We start from the raw sequence: 15,583 nt of genomic DNA, 5'->3' as shown, positions 1-15,583 counted from the left end.
ATCAGTCAAGGAACGTTCTCGGACGGGCCCGCCTATACCACCTGGCAGGCCCGTCTGTTCGCACCTTCGCGTAATAGGCGCATACCGCTGCAAAGAAACGGTCGCTGGCGTTACTGTCAGTTTCGTGTTCGCTGCAGAACGTCGTCAGTTGATCCTTGAAATGGTGCGCGCCAACGGGGCGGTATCGCTCCGGGAGCTCGCCCGTGTCGTCCAGACCTCCGAAGTGACCGTACGGCGTGACGTGCGGGCGCTGGAGGCAGAAGGACTCCTCGACCGCCGGCACGGCGGTGCGGTGCTGCCGGGCGGTTTTACGCGAGAGTCCGGCTTCCCGCAGAAATCCCATCTCGCGACCGCCGAGAAGACGGCCATCGCCGACGTGGCCGCCGGGCTCGTCGAAGAGGGCGAGGCCATCGTGGTCGGCGCGGGGACCACCACGCAGGAGCTGGCCCGCCGGCTCGCCCGCGTACCCGGGCTGACCGTCGTCACCAACTCCCTGCTCGTCGCCCAGGCGCTCGCCCACGCCAACCGGGTGGAGGTCGTCATGACCGGCGGCACCCTGCGCGGCTCCAACTACGCGCTGGTGGGCAGCGGGGCCGAGCAGTCCCTCCAGGGGCTGCGGGTCTCGCGGGCGTTCCTGTCCGGGAGCGGGCTCACCGCCGAGCGCGGCCTGTCCACGTCCAACATGCTGTCCGCGAGCGTCGACCGGGCGCTGGTCCAGGCGGCGGCGGAGGTCGTCGTGCTGGCCGACCACACCAAGCTCGGGACGGACACCATGTTCCAGACGGTGCCGACGGACCTGATCACCCGGCTGGTCACCGACGAGCCGCCCGTCCACGACGACCGGGCGGGCACCGAGCTCCAGGCGCTGGCGGACCAGGGCGTGCAGATCACGGTGGCCGGACCGGGGCCCGGCGCTTCCGGCGCGGACGGCACCCCGCCGCCGGGCCGCCAGGCCCGACGGGACGTTCCCCTCCCGGGCCAGCGCGCCCGTCACCCCGGGGGCCCGCAACTGCGCACCGCCTCCCTCTCCGGTGACGGCCAGCCCCCGGAGCGCAGCGCACGGGTGGCGGACCTCCGCCGCCGCTGACGGCCCCCGCCGGGCCCCGTCCGCGGTGCGCCCGCCTCCGCGCCGCGAGGCACCCCCGCCGTGCGTCACGCCCGGACGGCGCGGGGCCGGCCGGGAAGCCCTCCGGCCGGGCGCGGGTCAGGGCCTGAGGCCGCGCAGCGTCAGGGTCAGGAGACGGTCGGCCAGCTCCGGGTCGTCCGGGGACTGCTCGGCGGCCAGGGCGATCGCGTTGGTGAGCTGCATCAGGTCACCGATCGACACGTCCGCCCGTACCGCGCCCGCCTCCTGGGCGCGGACCAGCAGCCGCTCGCCCGCCGAGCGCATCGGCGTGCTGCACTGCGACAGGGCCGAACTCGTGTCGTGCGACGCCGACATGAGCGCGCGGGCGAGGCCCCGGTACTCACCCGCGTGCGTGACGATGGCGCGCAGCCACTCCACGAGCGCCGTGCAGGGCTGCTCCGAGCCGGCCAGGTCGCGCGACCGCTCCAGCAGGGTGTGGAGCGCGTCCTGGAAGACGGCGTTCATCAGCGCGTGCCGGTTGGGGAAGTGCCGGTACAGCGTGCCGATGCCGACCCCGGCGCGGCGCGCGATGTCCTCCAGCGACGCGTCGGTGCCGTGCTCCGCGAACGCGGCCCGCGCCTCGCCCAGCAGCCGCTCGTAGTTGCGGCGGGCATCGGCGCGCATGGGGCGCGGCGCGCCCGGCGCCCTGTCCGGCGTCCCGTCCGCCGCCGTACTCGTCGCCATCGCGCCGTCCTCCCTCGCAGGCCCCGCCTCTGTCTCCAGGATGCCATCGTGCTCATGGCGAGGGGCCCGCCGGGCATGCGCCGACGGGCCCCTGTGGTGAGGTGTGTCAGTCCTTGATCTCGCAGATCGCGGCGCCGGACGTCACCGACGCGCCGACCTCCGCCGACAGACCCTTGACCGTGCCCGCGCGATGGGCGTTGAGCGGCTGCTCCATCTTCATCGCTTCGAGGACGACGATGAGGTCGCCCTCCTTGACCTCCTGGCCCTCCTCGACCGCGACCTTGACGATCGTGCCCTGCATCGGGGAGGCGAGCGTGTCGCCCGAGGCGGCGGAGCCGGCCTTCTTCGCGGCACGGCGCTTGGGCTTGGCACCCGCGGCCAGACCCGTCCGGGCCAGGCTCATGCCCAGCGAGGACGGCAGCGAGACCTCCAGGCGCTTGCCGCCGACCTCGACGACGACGGTCTCACGGCCCGGCTCCTCCTCCGCCTCGGTGTCGGCGGGGGCGGCGAAGGGCTTGATCTCGTTGACGAACTCGGTCTCGATCCAGCGCGTGTGCACGCGGAACGGGTCCGAGGTGAACGCCGGGTCGACGACGACCGCGCGGTGGAAGGGGATGGCCGTGGCCATGCCCTCGACCTGGAACTCGGCCAGCGCCCGCGCGGCCCGCTGCAGGGCCTGCTCGCGGGTCGCACCGGTGACGATCAGCTTGGCGAGCAGGGAGTCCCACGCCGGGCCGATGACGCTGCCCGACTCCACGCCCGCGTCCAGGCGCACACCCGGGCCGCTGGGCGGCGCGAAGGTGGTGACGGTGCCGGGGGCGGGGAGGAAGTTGCGGCCCGGGTCCTCGCCGTTGATACGGAACTCGAAGGAGTGGCCGCGTACGGCCGGGTCGTCGTACCCGAGCTCCTCGCCGTCGGCGATACGGAACATCTCGCGTACGAGGTCGATGCCGGAGACCTCCTCGGTGACCGGGTGCTCGACCTGGAGACGGGTGTTGACCTCCAGGAAGGAGATCGTGCCGTCCACGCCGACGAGGAACTCGACGGTGCCGGCGCCGACGTAGCCGGCCTCCTTCAGGATGGCCTTGGACGCCCGGTACAGCTCGGCGTTCTGCTCGTCGGACAGGAACGGCGCGGGGGCCTCCTCGACGAGCTTCTGGTGGCGGCGCTGGAGCGAGCAGTCACGCGTCGACACCACGACGACGTTGCCGTGCTTGTCCGCCAGGCACTGGGTCTCCACGTGGCGGGGCTTGTCGAGGTAGCGCTCGACGAAGCACTCGCCGCGGCCGAAGGCGGCGACGGCCTCCCGCACGGCGGAGTCGTACAGCTCGGGTACCTCTTCGAGCGTGCGGGCGACCTTCAGACCGCGTCCGCCGCCGCCGAAGGCGGCCTTGATGGCGATCGGCAGGCCGTGCTGCTCGGCGAAGGCGACGACCTCGTCGGCACCGGACACGGGGTCGGGCGTACCCGCCACCAGCGGCGCACCCGCCCGCTGGGCGATGTGCCGGGCGGCGACCTTGTCACCGAGGTCACGGATCGCCTGGGGCGGCGGGCCGATCCAGGTCAGCCCCGCGTCGATGACGGCCTGGGCGAACTCCGCGTTCTCGGAGAGGAATCCGTAACCCGGATGGATGGCGTCCGCGCCGGAATCCGCCGCGGCCTGGAGCACCTTGGCCATGTCCAGGTAACTGGCGGCCGGGGTGTCACCGCCCAGGGCGAACGCCTCGTCGGCCGCACGGACGTGCAGGGCGTCCCGGTCCGGATCGGCGTAGACGGCTACGCTGGCGATCCCGGCATCCCGGCAGGCACGGGCGACACGGACAGCGATTTCGCCACGGTTGGCGATGAGCACCTTGCGCACGATGGCTCCCTCCTTGAAACAAGCTGAGTTTAGGGACAGCCGACACGGCCTTACGACCCGTCCCCAATGGTGAGCTTGCCCACACGGAGCGTGATTCGAGGCGTAGTGGAGTCGTGAAATCCCTTGTCGCACCACGTTACGCAGGGCTTCTTGACGGAACAGTAACCCCGGGGTGTGGTCAAGGTCTCTGTCTTCCCGGCCAGCAGGGGATCCCGTTTCTTTGTGGAGTCCCTACGAATGGGCGAATGATTCTTTGCCGCCCTGTCAGAACCCTTGTCCCTACGTTTACCAGTCAGTAGCCTGCGCGCTGTCGTCCGTACCGACTCGTCGGGGCAGGTAACAGGCAGGGGAGAGCCCATGGTGGGCCGCAGACCGATAGCAGTGGCGGCCGGGACCGTGCTGGTCCTGGAGGCGGTGGGCCTGGTGCTGTTGCACATGGTGCTCGCCAGGGTCGTGGGCGGTCAGCGCATGTCGCTGGACGGTCTCGACCCGGACCTGATGGTCACGGCGATCTGGGTCATGGGCGGGGTCTTCGGCGCGTACGTGGCGCTGTGCGGCGTCCTGCTGGTGCTCCTCGGCGTGCGGGACCGGGAGCCGGGGCGGGCCGTGCGGATCGTGCTCGTCTCCTGTGCGATCACGCACGGGGTGCTGGGCGCCGTGACGGTGGGCCTGGTCGGGTGGGGCGCGTTCGCGTACATGATGGTCGTGCTGGGGCTCGTCGTCGCGTCGCTGGTGCTGTACGCGCCGGAGGGTGAGGAGGAGCCGGCGCCGCCCGTCGAGGAGGGCGGCGTGGCTCCGGCGTGACGGTCAGTCGCTCCAGAGGTCGGTGATGGCGATGCCCAGCTCGGCCAGCAGGCGGCGCAGCAGCGGCAGGGACAGGCCGATCACATTGCCCGGGTCGCCGTCGATGCCGTCGATGAAGGGGGCCGAGCGCCCGTCGAGGGTGAACGCGCCCGCCACGTGGAGGGGTTCGCCGCTGGCGACGTACGCGGCGATCTCCTCGTCCGTCGGGTCGCCGAAGCGGACGAGGGTGGAGGCGGTCGCGGAGGCGTACCGCTTGGCGGTGGTGTCGTAGACGCAGTGGCCGGTCTGGAGGATGCCGGCGCGGCCGCGCATCGCCTTCCAGCGGGCGGTGGCCTCCTCGGCGTCGGCGGGCTTGCCGAGGGCCTGCTTGTCCAGCTCCAGGACCGAGTCGCAGCCGATGACGAGGGCGCCGCTCGCCTCGGGCTTGGCGGCCACGTGGGCGGCCTTGGCCTCGGCGAGGGCGAGCGCCAGTTCGGCCGGGGTGGGGGCGGTGAACTTGTCCTCGTCGACCCCGCTGACGATCACCTCGGGGGTGAGCCCGGCCTGGCGCAGCAGACCGAGGCGGGCGGGGGACGCGGAGGCGAGGACGAGGCGGCGGCGCCGGGCAGCAGTCATGGGCGCCATCGTACGGAAAACGCCCCTGCCGGCGGGGGTGCCGGCCGTGTCAGTGGAGCCCCACCGCGAACATCGCCAGCACCATCGCGAGCGCCAGCAGAATCCCCGCGCGGCGCAGCATCGCCTGCATGTCGCGCATCTCTTTGGGGGGTTCGTTCTCGGGGTCGGACCACAGCATCCTTCGATCCTGCTGCCGGGATCCGCCCGGCGCCTGAGTATCCGTACTCAGGCGCCCCGGTGCTTACGGACTAATCGGGGGTGGTGAACACCCCCGCTCGGGTGGCCGTGAGCGCCGCCGCCACCGCGCGTTCCGCGTCCGCGGCGGTGAGCGGCTCGTGGCTGACGGCGAAGCGGTAGTAGAGCGGGGCGGAGACCGCGCGGAGGACCTCGACCGGGTCGGTGCCGGGCGGGGCCTCGCCGCGTTCGACGGCGCGTTCGACGGCGGTGGCCCAGGTGCGCAGGCGGGTGGCGTAGAAGCCGCGCAGGGCGGTGGCGCACTCCTGGTCGCAGGCCGCCGCCGCGATCACCGCGCGGAACACGGCCCCCATACGGGGGTCGGTGAGGGTCTGGACGACAAGGGTGGCGTTGTCGCGGAGGTCTCCTTCCAGGGAGCCGGTGTCGGAGGCCGGGACGGACCGTTCGGCCATGTCGCGCAGCAGGTCGGCGATCAGGCCGACGGGCGAGGCCCAGCGTCGGTAGACGGTGGTCTTGCCGACGCCGGCGCTCGCGGCGATGCGGTCCATGTTCAGGGCGTGGAAGCCCTCGGTGGCCAGGGCCTCCTCGGTGGCCCGCAGGACGGCCGCGCGGACCTTGGCGGTGCGGCCGCCGGGGCGGACGGTGCCGGGCAGGGATTCCAAATGGGACTCCTGTTTCGTTTAGTGCGATGACGATGGTACGGTCGGGTCCCAGCTTAATGGAACGTCAATCCCATTAGGAGTGCTGATGTACTGGACCGCCGCCTGGACCGCCTCCCCCCAGCTTCCCTCGACCGGCTTCACCCCCAACTGGTCCCAGGAAGGCTTCTCCGACCACACCGTCCGCCAGGTCGTCCGCGTCACCGCCGCCGGCGACCGGGTCAGGATCCGGCTCTCCAACGCCTACGGGACGAGCCCGCTCCGCATCACGGGCGCCACGCTCGCCCGTACGGACACGGGCGCGGCCGTCCTGCCGGGGACCCTGCGGCGCCTCACCTTCACGGGCGAGGCGTCGGTGGACGTCCCGGCGCACGGACGGATCGAGAGCGACCCCGCCGCCCTCACCCTCGAACGGCTGGACCGGCTGACCGTCACCCTCCACCTCGCCGGCACCACCGGCCCGGCCACCTTCCACGCCCAGGGCTTCACCGACACCTACCGAGCCGAGGGCGACCACCGTGACGACGTCACCGGGGCGCCGTTCACGGAGACGACCCGGTCCTGGTACTACCTGACCGGAGTGGACGTGAGCGGACCGGGCGTTCCCCCGCCGGGCGTCGTGCTGTTCGGCGACTCCCTCACGGACGGCTTCGGCTCCACCCCGAACGCCGACCGCCGCTGGTCCGACGCCCTCGCCGAGCGGATCGACCGACCCGTGCTCAACGCCGGAATCGGCGGCAACCTGCTGCTCAACGACTCCGCCTGGTTCGGTGAGCGCGCCTCGGCCCGCTTCCACCGCGACGCCCTCGACCTGCCCGGCGCAGGAACCGTCGTCCTCCTCCAGGGGCTCAACGACATCGGCTTCAGCGAGGCCCGGGACCAGCCCACCTACAAGCCCGCCCCGGTCCTGCCGGCCGCCGAACCGATCGCCGGCTACCGGACCCTGATACGGGCAGCGCACGCGCGGGGCGTACGTATCGTCGGTGCGACCATCCTGCCCTTCAAGGGCACCACCCACTGGGGCCCGCGCGCCGCCAAGGTCGGCGCCGAGGTCAACGACTGGATCCGCGAGTCCGGCGCGTTCGACGCGGTCGTCGACCTCCACCGGCTCATGGCCGACCCGGCCGACCCGGACCGGCTCAACCCCTCGTACGCGTACGAGGACGGCCTCCACCCGAACGACACGGGATACCGCGTCATGGCGGAGGCCGTCGCCGCGCTGCTGTGACGAGCTAGACGGGCCAGTACGAGCGCGCCCACGACCGCGGGCCCGGCTGCGGGCGGCGGCTCTGGGCGATCCTCGCCGGGTCCGACCAGCCCTCGGGGACGTGCGCCGCGCCGCCGGAGGCCGCCGCGGCGGTGGCGGCGGCGCGGGCCTGGACCACCGCCAGGGCGGCGGCCAGCTCCTCCGGGGTCGGGTTGCCCCGCAGAACCTTGATCATGGGGGCTCCTTAGAGGGGGATGTTGCCGTGCTTCTTCGGAGGCAGGTTTTCCCGCTTCGTCCGGAGCTGACGCAGGCCCTTCACGATCTGCGTCCGCGTCTCGGACGGCATCACGACCGCGTCGATGTACCCGCGCTCGGCCGCCGTGTACGGGTTGAGCAGGGCGTCCTCGTACTCCTGGATCAGTCGCGCCCGTGTCGCCTCGACGTCGTCGGCCTCCGCGATGGCGCGGCGGTGCAGGATGTTGACGGCACCCTGCGCGCCCATCACCGCGATCTGCGCGGTCGGCCACGCCAGGTTGAGGTCGGCGCCCAGGTGCTTGGAGCCCATGACGTCGTACGCGCCGCCGAACGCCTTGCGCGTGATCACCGTGATCAGCGGGACGGTCGCCTCGGCGTACGCGTAGATCAGCTTGGCGCCGCGCCGGATGATGCCCTCGTGCTCCTGGCCCACGCCCGGCAGGAAGCCCGGCACGTCGACGAACGTCAGGACCGGGATGTTGAACGCGTCGCAGGTCCGGACGAACCGGGCCGCCTTCTCAGAGGCGTCGATGTCCAGGCAGCCCGCGAACTGCATCGGCTGGTTGGCGACGACGCCGACCGGGTACCCCTCGACCCGGCCGAAGCCGGTGACGATGTTCGGCGCGAACATCCCCTGGGTCTCCAGGAATTCACCGTCGTCCAGCACATGCTCGATGACGGTGTGCATGTCGTACGGCTGGTTCGCCGAGTCCGGGATGAGGACGTCCAGCTCACGGTCCTCGTCGCTCAGCTCCAGGTCCGCCTCCTCCGGGAAGGCGGGCGCCTCCGAGAGGTTGTTCGACGGCAGGTACGACAGCAGGGACTTGACGTACTCGATGGCGTCCTTCTCGTCCCCCGCCATGTGGTGCGCCACACCGGAGGTGGTGTTGTGCGTCCGGGCGCCGCCCAGCTCCTCGAAGCCGACGTCCTCGCCCGTCACCGTCTTGATGACGTCGGGGCCGGTGATGAACATGTGCGACGTCTGGTCGACCATCACGGTGAAGTCGGTGATGGCGGGGGAGTAGACCGCCCCGCCGGCACACGGGCCGACCACCAGGCTGATCTGCGGAATGACGCCCGAGGCATGGGTGTTGCGGCGGAAGATCTCGCCGTACATGCCGAGGGCCATGACGCCCTCCTGGATACGGGCGCCGCCCGAGTCGTTGATACCGATGACCGGGCAGCCGGTCTTCAGGGCGAAGTCCATCACCTTGATGATCTTCTGCCCGAACACCTCGCCGAGGGCACCGCCGAAGACCGTGAAGTCCTGTGAGAACACCGCCACCGGGCGGCCGTCGACCGTTCCGTACCCGGTGACGACACCGTCTCCGTACGGGCGGTTCTTCTCCAGGCCGAAGCTGGTGGAGCGGTGGCGGGCGAACTCGTCCAGCTCGACGAAGGAGTCGTCGTCCAGCAGCAGGGCGATCCGCTCCCGCGCCGTCAACTTGCCCTTCGCGTGCTGCTTCTCGACGGCGCGCTCGGAGCCCGCGTGCGTCGCCTCGTCGATACGGCGCTGCAGATCCGCGAGCTTGCCCGCGGTCGTATGAATGTCGATCTTCTGGGGCTCTTGGGGCTTGGCCGGCTCGGACATCGGGATGCGGCTCCCTGCCTGGTCACGGGATCGTTGGCTACTGACCCGTAGCGTATCGGCGGCCATAGCCTTCGGCAGTGCGGTGTTTACCACACCTACGCTGGCTTGCATGACGCCCTCACTTGGTCCAGGGAGCCCCTGGTCCGACCTCGAACGACCGCCCCTGAACGCCGCCTCCCTGCGCCGCGCCCTGGTGCGGCACGGCGGGTTGTGGAGCTCCCTCGACATCGTGCCCGCCACCGGCTCCACCAACTCCGACCTGGCCGTCCGTGCCGCCGCCCTGCCCCAGGGCGCGGTGCTGGTCGCCGAGGAGCAGACGGCGGGGCGCGGCCGGCTGGACCGTACCTGGTCCGCGCCCGCCCGGTCCGGCCTGTTCTTCTCCGTCCTGCTCAAGCCCGACGTCCCCGTCACCCGTCTCGCCTGGCTGCCGCTGCTCACCGGCGTCGCCGCCGCCACCGGGCTGGCCCGCGCCGCAGGCGTGGACATGGCACTGAAGTGGCCCAACGACCTGATGGTGAAGGTCGCCGGGGAGGAGCGGAAGGCCGGCGGCATCCTCGCCGAGCGGGCCGGGGACGACGGCATCGTGGTCGGGCTCGGCCTCAACGTCACGCTCCACGAGGAAGAGCTTCCCGTGCCCACGGCCGGATCCCTGCTCCTCGCGAACGCGATCTCCACCGACCGCGACACACTGCTGCGCGCCGTCCTGCGCTCACTGGAGCAGTGGTACGGCCGGTGGACCGCCGCCGGCGGCGACCCGGCGGCCTCCGGACTCCAGGAGGCGTACGCGGCGGGCTGCGCGACCCTCGGCCGTACCGTCCGGGCCGAACTGCCCGGCGACCGGACCCTCACCGGCGAGGCGGTCGCCATCGACGGCGACGGCCGGCTGGTGGTGGCGCCGCCCGGCGGACAAAGGGAGGCCGTGGGCGCGGGCGACATCGTGCATCTGCGCCCGGTGGACTGACGCGCTCGGCCGCCGGGACGTGAGCCAGGGCACACCTGCCGTATCGTTGACGACGATCCAGCTACAGATCGGCAGGACAGTGCGCAGGGAACGGGCAGGAGGCGGCCGGTGACCGTCGACGACGCGAACTCGGGCGGGTCCGGGTCCGGGCCGAGCGGGGCGGAGCCGAGCGGGGCGGAGTACCCCACCCCCCACCATGTCGTCGACCATACGGCTGAGCCGACCGACGACCCCCTGGCCATCCGCCTGGAGCAGCTCATCCTCGGCGCCGAGCGCCGGTACACCCCCTTCCAGGCGGCCCGTACCGCCGGTGTCTCCATGGACCTGGCCTCCCGGTTCTGGCGGGCCATGGGCTTCGCCGACATCGGGCAGGCCAAGGCGCTGACCGAGGCGGACGTGCTGGCGCTGCGCCGGCTGGCCGGTCTGGTCGAGGCGGGCCTGCTGAGCGAGCCGATGGCGGTGCAGGTGGCCCGCTCCACCGGGCAGACCACCGCCCGGCTGGCCGAATGGCAGATCGACTCGTTCCTGGAGGGGCTCACCGAGCCTCCCGAGCCCGGGATGACACGCACGGAAGTGACGTATCCCCTGGTGGAGCTGTTGCTGCCGGAGCTCCAGGAGTTCCTGGTGTACGTGTGGCGGCGGCAGCTCGCGGCGGCGACCGGACGCGTGGTGCAGGCAGCCGACGACGAGGAGATGGTGGACCGGCGCCTCGCGGTCGGCTTCGCGGACCTCGTCGGCTTCACCCGGCTCACCCGGCGGCTGGAGGAGGAGGAGCTCGGCGAGCTGGTCGAGGCGTTCGAGACCACTTCGGCCGACCTGGTCGCCGCGCACGGCGGGCGGCTCATCAAGACGCTCGGTGACGAGGTCCTCTACGCGGCCGACGACGCCGGTACGGCCGCTGAGATCGCCCTCCGGCTCATCGAGACGCTCACCCACGACGAGACGATGCCCGCGCTGCGCGTCGGCATCGCCTTCGGCACGGTCACGACCCGGATGGGCGATGTCTTCGGTACGACGGTGAACCTGGCGAGCCGGCTCACCTCGATAGCGCCCAAGGACGCGGTCCTGGTCGACGGGGCGTTCGCCAAGGAGCTCTCCCGCTCGGGCGAGGCGCCCGTGTCGGAGGCCCAGGTCGCCGAGGAGGTCGCCCGTGCGGAGAAGGAGGGCGAGGCGCCTCCCTCGTACCGCTTCGCGCTTCAGCCCATGTGGCAGCGGCCCGTGCGTGGTCTCGGGGTGATCGAGCCCTGGCTGCTGACGAGGCGGGAGCCTAAGATCCCCGGATAGCGGTCGCTAACGTTCGTTAACCGGGAGGGTGTGTCACGCATGTCCGAGCAGCGCTTCGGTGAATTCGTCGCCGTTCGTCACCACGATCACGTCGCCGAGCTGGTGCTCGACCGGCCCAAGGCCATGAACGCCGTCTCCACGGAGATGGCCCGCTCCATCGGCGCCGCCTGTGACGCGCTGGCGGCCGATCCGTCGGTGCGCGTCACCGTGCTGACCTCCTCCAACGACAAGGCGTTCTGCGTCGGCGCCGACCTCAAGGAGCGCAACTCGTTGAGCGACGCCGAGCTGGTGCGCCAGCGCCCGGTCGCGCGCGGCGCGTACACCGGCGTGCTGGAGCTGCCGATGCCGACGGTCGCCGCCGTGCACGGCTTCGCCCTGGGCGGTGGCTTCGAGCTCGCGCTCGCCTGTGACCTGATCGTGGTCGACGCGACGGCGGTCGTCGGACTGCCCGAGGTGTCGGTGGGTGTCATCCCCGGCGGCGGGGGCACGCAGCTGCTGCCGCGCCGGGTGGGGGCCGCGCGGGCGGCGGAGCTGGTGTTCACGGCGCGGCGCGTGGCGGCGGCCGAGGCGGTGTCCCTGGGTCTGGCAGACCAGCTCGTGGACGACGCCCGCGAGGGCGCCCTGGAGCTCGCGGGCCGGATCGCCGCCAACTCGCCGGTCGGGCTGCGGGCCGCCAAGCGGGCCATGCGCCTGGGGCAGGGTCTGGACCTGCGGGCGGGCCTGGAGGTCGAGGACGCGGCGTGGCGGTCGGTGGCCTTCTCGGGCGACCGGGCCGAGGGCGTGGCGGCGTTCAACGAGAAGCGGAAGCCGGAGTGGCCCGGGGAGTGAAAAGTCGGTCATCCTCCCTAAGCTTGAGGAATGGGTGAGGATGTCCGGCTACGCGCTGTAGTGGCGCTCGCGCAGGCCATGGCGTCGGCGCACACTCCGCGTGAGACCTGGCGGGCGGCGGCGCTGGGCGCGAGGGACGCGCTGGGCGGGACGTTCGCCGCGCTCTCGATGTGGGAGCGCGACCTCGGCCGGCTGAAGGTGCTGGTGAACGCGGGGGCGCGGGCGCCGGACGAGGAGGAGTTCCCGGACTCCGAGACGTACCCGGTCCACCAGTTCTCGGAGATCACCGAATTCCTGCACGAGCGGTGGGCGGGCGGCGGCGAGCCGAACGCCTGGGTGGAGACGGCCGAGGGGCCGGAGACGTCCGGCGGCCCGGCCTACTCGGCGCTGCGCGGCCGGGTCGCCGCGCTGCGGCGGCGGGGCCGGGGGTGCTGTGTCGTGGCGCCGATAGTGATGCACGGGCGGGCGTGGGGCGAGCTGTACGTGGCGCGGCCGGTCGGGGCGCCGGTCTTCGACCGCCACGACGCGGACTTCGCGACCGTCCTCGCGTCGGTCGTCGCCGCCGGGATCGCGCAGACCGAGCGGCTGGAGGAGGTCCGCCGCCTGGCCTTCACCGACCCGCTGACCGGGCTCGCCAACCGGCGGGCGGTGGACATGCGGCTGGACGAGGCCGTCGAGCGCTTCCTGGCGGACGGGACGGTGGTCAGCCTGGTGGTCTGCGACCTGAACGGCCTCAAGCGCGTCAACGACACGCACGGGCACGCGGTGGGCGACCGGCTGCTGGAGCGGTTCGGCTCGGTCCTCTCCTACTGCGGGGCGATGCTCCCCGGCGCGCTGGCGGCGCGGCTGGGCGGTGACGAGTTCTGCCTGGTGTCGGTGGGGCCGGAGGCGGACGAGGTGGTGCGGGCGGCGGACGAGCTGTGCGTACGCGCCGGGGACCTGGAGCTCGGTGAGGGGGTGGCGTGCGGGGTCGCGTCGACCGGTGACCCGATCGGCCCGGTGCAGTCGGCTCGGCGCCTGTTCCGGCTGGCGGACGCGGCCCAGTACCGGGCCAAGGCGGCCCGGTCCGCCAAGCCGGTGGTGGCGGGCCGCGACGGTACGGTCATCGCGCTGGCGGATCACCCCCCGGCCCCCTCGCGCGACCGCCGCCGCTTCCGCGACGCCCCGCCGGACGCCGCCGTGCTGGGCCCGCTCCCACCCCCGCCGCCCGCGGGTGCCCGGCCCCCTGCGCCTCCCGCCCCGCAGGACGCGCCCGGCCCCACCGCCCCGGCGGACCCGTCCGGCCGGGCGAACCCGCCCGGTCCGGAGTACCCATCCGCCACGGGAGACCCGTCCGGCCCGGAGGACCCGCCCGGCCCCACCGCCCCGGGAGACCCGTCCGGCCCGGAGGACCCACCGGCCTCGGGTGGCGCCTAGGGGGAGCTGTCTCGCGTCGCCCGTAGGAAGCCGCTTCGGCGGCCCGTAAGGAGCTGCCCCGCCCCCGGAGGGCTGGACGCTCCAGGAAGCCGTCCCGGGCTGACGGGGCGTAAGGGGCTCCTGGGAGGCGGGGTAGTGACACGTTGGGATTCAGTCCGTACGCTGCTGAATATGGATATGCACACAGTCGTGGTGGGGACGTCCGGTACCACCGCCCAGGACGTCATCGCCGTGGCCCGCGGCAACGCCCGTGTCGAGCTCTCCCAGGAGGCGCTCGCCGCGCTCGCCAAGGCCCGGGAGATCGTCGACGCCCTCGCCGCCAAGCCCGAGCCCGTCTACGGCGTGTCGACCGGCTTCGGGGCGCTCGCCACCCGGCACATCAGCCCCGAGCTGCGCGCCCAGCTCCAGCGCAACATCGTGCGGTCGCACGCCGCCGGCATGGGCGCGCCCGTCGAGCGCGAGGTCGTCCGCGCGCTGATGTTCCTGCGGCTGAAGACCGTCTGCTCGGGTCATACCGGTGTCCGTCCGCAGGTCGCGCAGACCATGGCGGACGTGCTCAACGCCGGGATCACCCCCGTCGTCCACGAGTACGGCTCCCTCGGCTGCTCCGGCGACCTCGCGCCGCTCAGCCACTGCGCGCTCACCCTGATGGGCGAGGGCGACGCCGAAGGCCCCGACGGCCGCGTCCGGCCCGCCGGCGAGCTCCTCGCCGAGCACGGCATCGAGCCGGTCGAACTGCGCGAGAAGGAGGGCCTCGCCCTCCTCAACGGCACCGACGGCATGCTCGGCATGCTGATCATGGCCCTCGCGGACCTGGACACGCTCTACAAGTCCGCCGACATCACCGCGGCCCTGTCGCTGGAGGCGCTCCTCGGCACCGCGAAGGTCCTCGCGCCCGAGCTGCACGCCATCCGCCCGCACCCGGGCCAGGGCGCCGCCGCCGCGAACATGCTGGCCGTCCTCGAGGGCTCCGGCCTCACCGGCCACTTCCAGCAGGACGAGGCCCCGCGCGTCCAGGACGCCTACTCCGTACGCTGCGCCCCGCAGGTCGCCGGCGCGGGCCGCGACACCATGGCCCACGCCCGGCTCGTCGCCGAGCGCGAGCTCGCCTCCGCCGTCGACAACCCGGTCGTCCTGCCCGACGGCCGCGTCGAGTCCAACGGCAACTTCCACGGCGCGCCCGTCGCCTACGTCCTCGACTTCCTCGCGATCGCCGCCGCCGACCTCGGATCCATCGCCGAGCGCCGCACCGACCGGCTGCTCGACAAGAACCGCTCCCACGGCCTGCCGCCGTTCCTCGCCGACGACGCGGGCGTCGACTCGGGCCTGATGATCGCCCAGTACACGCAGGCCGCCCTGGTCAGCGAGCTCAAGCGGCTCGCCGTCCCGGCCTCCGCCGACTCCATCCCGTCCTCCGCCATGCAGGAGGACCACGTCTCCATGGGCTGGTCGGCCGCCCGCAAGCTGCGCACGGCCGTCGGCAACCTCGGCCGGATCATCGCCGTCGAGCTGTACGCCGCGACCCGGGCGATCGAGCTGCGCGACGGGCTCACCCCGGCGCCCGCCTCCCGCGCCGCGATCGAGGCGCTGCGCGCGGCCGGCGTCCAGGGCCCCGGGCCGGATCGTTTCCTCGCCCCTGACCTGGAGGCCGCCGACGCCTTCGTACGCGAGGGCAGGCTCGTCGAGGCCGTCGAGAAGGTCACCGGCCCGCTGGCCTGACGAGCCCGACCGCCGCGCACGGGGCGCGCACCGTCACAGGACGGTGTGCGCCCCTCGTCGTACGGCGAAGGCCACCAGGCCCGTCCCCATCGCGAGGAAGCCGGCCCCACCGATCAGGTACGGGGTGGTGTCCACGCTGCCGGTGTCGGCGAGCGCGAGGTCCTGGCCCGATGCCGACGAGGCCGTGGACGTTCTCGTTTCGTGCTGCTCCGCGGCCGGCCGTTCCACGGTGGCGTTGGCCGAAGGGACGAACCACAGCGCACCGAGCAGGGTCCCGGCGGCGGTGGCGGTCAGCAGCGGTCGACGTGCGACGGACACAGATTCAGATCCCCTTGCGGAACCGAGAATTGGTGGGTGCGCCGATGCTAATGAACACAG

The 15,583-nt window shown here is 72.6% G+C and carries 15 protein-coding genes and 1 pseudogene; 8 read left to right on the top strand and 8 right to left on the bottom strand.

The features are described 5' to 3' along the window. Positions 1-124: 124 nt before the first annotated feature. On the top strand, positions 125-1,087 hold the full coding sequence (locus ACZ6C1_RS25795) for a DeoR/GlpR family DNA-binding transcription regulator (RefSeq protein WP_469243639.1): 963 nt from the start codon (positions 125-127) through the stop codon (positions 1,085-1,087). A gap of 117 nt (positions 1,088-1,204) precedes the next feature. Here ACZ6C1_RS25795 and ACZ6C1_RS25790 read toward each other — a convergent pair whose 3' ends face one another. Both ACZ6C1_RS25790 and ACZ6C1_RS25785 read right to left on the bottom strand, forming a co-directional pair. Then, entirely contained in the window at positions 1,205-1,810 is a 606-nt protein-coding gene (locus tag ACZ6C1_RS25790) for a TetR/AcrR family transcriptional regulator (protein ID WP_469243637.1), read from the bottom strand. A gap of 106 nt (positions 1,811-1,916) precedes the next feature. Then, positions 1,917-3,671, bottom strand: coding sequence for an acetyl/propionyl/methylcrotonyl-CoA carboxylase subunit alpha (locus tag ACZ6C1_RS25785; protein WP_469243635.1), 1,755 nt, complete (start codon positions 3,669-3,671; stop codon positions 1,917-1,919). Between the two features lie 357 nt (positions 3,672-4,028). Here ACZ6C1_RS25785 and ACZ6C1_RS25780 point away from each other — a divergent pair, with 357 nt between their 5' ends. Next, positions 4,029-4,475: a hypothetical protein gene (locus ACZ6C1_RS25780; RefSeq protein WP_469243633.1), complete on the top strand. Its 447-nt coding sequence runs from the start codon at positions 4,029-4,031 to the stop codon at positions 4,473-4,475. Between the two features lie 3 nt (positions 4,476-4,478). Here ACZ6C1_RS25780 and ACZ6C1_RS25775 read toward each other — a convergent pair whose 3' ends face one another. From ACZ6C1_RS25775 to ACZ6C1_RS25765, 3 genes are all read right to left on the bottom strand, one after another. Next, on the bottom strand, positions 4,479-5,090 hold the full coding sequence (locus ACZ6C1_RS25775; RefSeq protein WP_469243631.1) for a Maf family protein: 612 nt from the start codon (positions 5,088-5,090) through the stop codon (positions 4,479-4,481). Positions 5,091-5,139: 49 nt separating this feature from the next. Then, the gene (gene mmpB, locus ACZ6C1_RS25770) at positions 5,140-5,268 is read right to left on the bottom strand and encodes a morphogenic membrane protein MmpB (protein ID WP_469243629.1); all 129 of its coding nucleotides are present in this window, start codon (positions 5,266-5,268) and stop codon (positions 5,140-5,142) included. Between the two features lie 70 nt (positions 5,269-5,338). After that, a complete protein-coding gene (locus ACZ6C1_RS25765; protein WP_469243627.1) occupies positions 5,339-5,947 on the bottom strand; it encodes a TetR/AcrR family transcriptional regulator in 609 nt (202 codons plus the stop codon). An 85-nt stretch (positions 5,948-6,032) separates the two neighbouring features. On the opposite strand from ACZ6C1_RS25765, the gene ACZ6C1_RS25760 reads away from it, so the two are divergent. Further along, positions 6,033-7,172: an SGNH/GDSL hydrolase family protein gene (locus tag ACZ6C1_RS25760; protein WP_469243625.1), complete on the top strand. Its 1,140-nt coding sequence runs from the start codon at positions 6,033-6,035 to the stop codon at positions 7,170-7,172. 4 nt (positions 7,173-7,176) lie between these two features. Here the strand turns inward: ACZ6C1_RS25760 and ACZ6C1_RS25755 are convergent, their stop codons facing one another. Together ACZ6C1_RS25755 and ACZ6C1_RS25750 are read right to left on the bottom strand one after the other, a co-directional pair. After that, on the bottom strand, positions 7,177-7,386 hold the full coding sequence (locus tag ACZ6C1_RS25755) for an acyl-CoA carboxylase epsilon subunit (RefSeq protein WP_469243623.1): 210 nt from the start codon (positions 7,384-7,386) through the stop codon (positions 7,177-7,179). A gap of 9 nt (positions 7,387-7,395) precedes the next feature. Then, positions 7,396-8,997 carry an acyl-CoA carboxylase subunit beta gene (locus ACZ6C1_RS25750; RefSeq protein ID WP_469243622.1) on the bottom strand — a complete coding sequence of 534 codons (1,602 nt, stop codon included), beginning with the start codon at positions 8,995-8,997 and terminating at the stop codon, positions 7,396-7,398. A gap of 109 nt (positions 8,998-9,106) precedes the next feature. Here ACZ6C1_RS25750 and ACZ6C1_RS25745 point away from each other — a divergent pair, with 109 nt between their 5' ends. From ACZ6C1_RS25745 to hutH, 5 genes and pseudogenes are all read left to right on the top strand, one after another. Next, positions 9,107-9,958, top strand: coding sequence for a biotin--[acetyl-CoA-carboxylase] ligase (locus ACZ6C1_RS25745; RefSeq protein ID WP_469243620.1), 852 nt, complete (start codon positions 9,107-9,109; stop codon positions 9,956-9,958). 108 nt (positions 9,959-10,066) lie between these two features. Further along, positions 10,067-11,242 (top strand): adenylate/guanylate cyclase domain-containing protein, encoded by a 1,176-nt coding sequence (locus tag ACZ6C1_RS25740; protein ID WP_469243618.1) that lies wholly within the window; start codon positions 10,067-10,069, stop codon positions 11,240-11,242. A 39-nt stretch (positions 11,243-11,281) separates the two neighbouring features. Next, the gene (locus ACZ6C1_RS25735; protein WP_469243605.1) at positions 11,282-12,070 is read left to right on the top strand and encodes an enoyl-CoA hydratase/isomerase family protein; all 789 of its coding nucleotides are present in this window, start codon (positions 11,282-11,284) and stop codon (positions 12,068-12,070) included. Positions 12,071-12,100: 30 nt separating this feature from the next. Continuing rightward, positions 12,101-13,240: pseudogene (locus ACZ6C1_RS25730) on the top strand (GGDEF domain-containing protein); the annotation flags it as partial. A 423-nt stretch (positions 13,241-13,663) separates the two neighbouring features. Beyond that, positions 13,664-15,205 carry a histidine ammonia-lyase gene (gene hutH, locus ACZ6C1_RS25725; RefSeq protein ID WP_469243836.1) on the top strand — a complete coding sequence of 514 codons (1,542 nt, stop codon included), beginning with the start codon at positions 13,664-13,666 and terminating at the stop codon, positions 15,203-15,205. A 33-nt stretch (positions 15,206-15,238) separates the two neighbouring features. On the opposite strand, the gene ACZ6C1_RS25720 is transcribed toward hutH, so the two are convergent. Continuing rightward, on the bottom strand, positions 15,239-15,523 hold the full coding sequence (locus tag ACZ6C1_RS25720; protein ID WP_469243603.1) for a hypothetical protein: 285 nt from the start codon (positions 15,521-15,523) through the stop codon (positions 15,239-15,241). Positions 15,524-15,583: the final 60 nt, after the last annotated feature.

This window comes from Streptomyces sp. NPDC041796, assembly GCF_055590785.1.
Note: the sequence above shows the minus strand (reverse complement) of the source record. Positions and strands in the feature narration are given on the sequence as shown.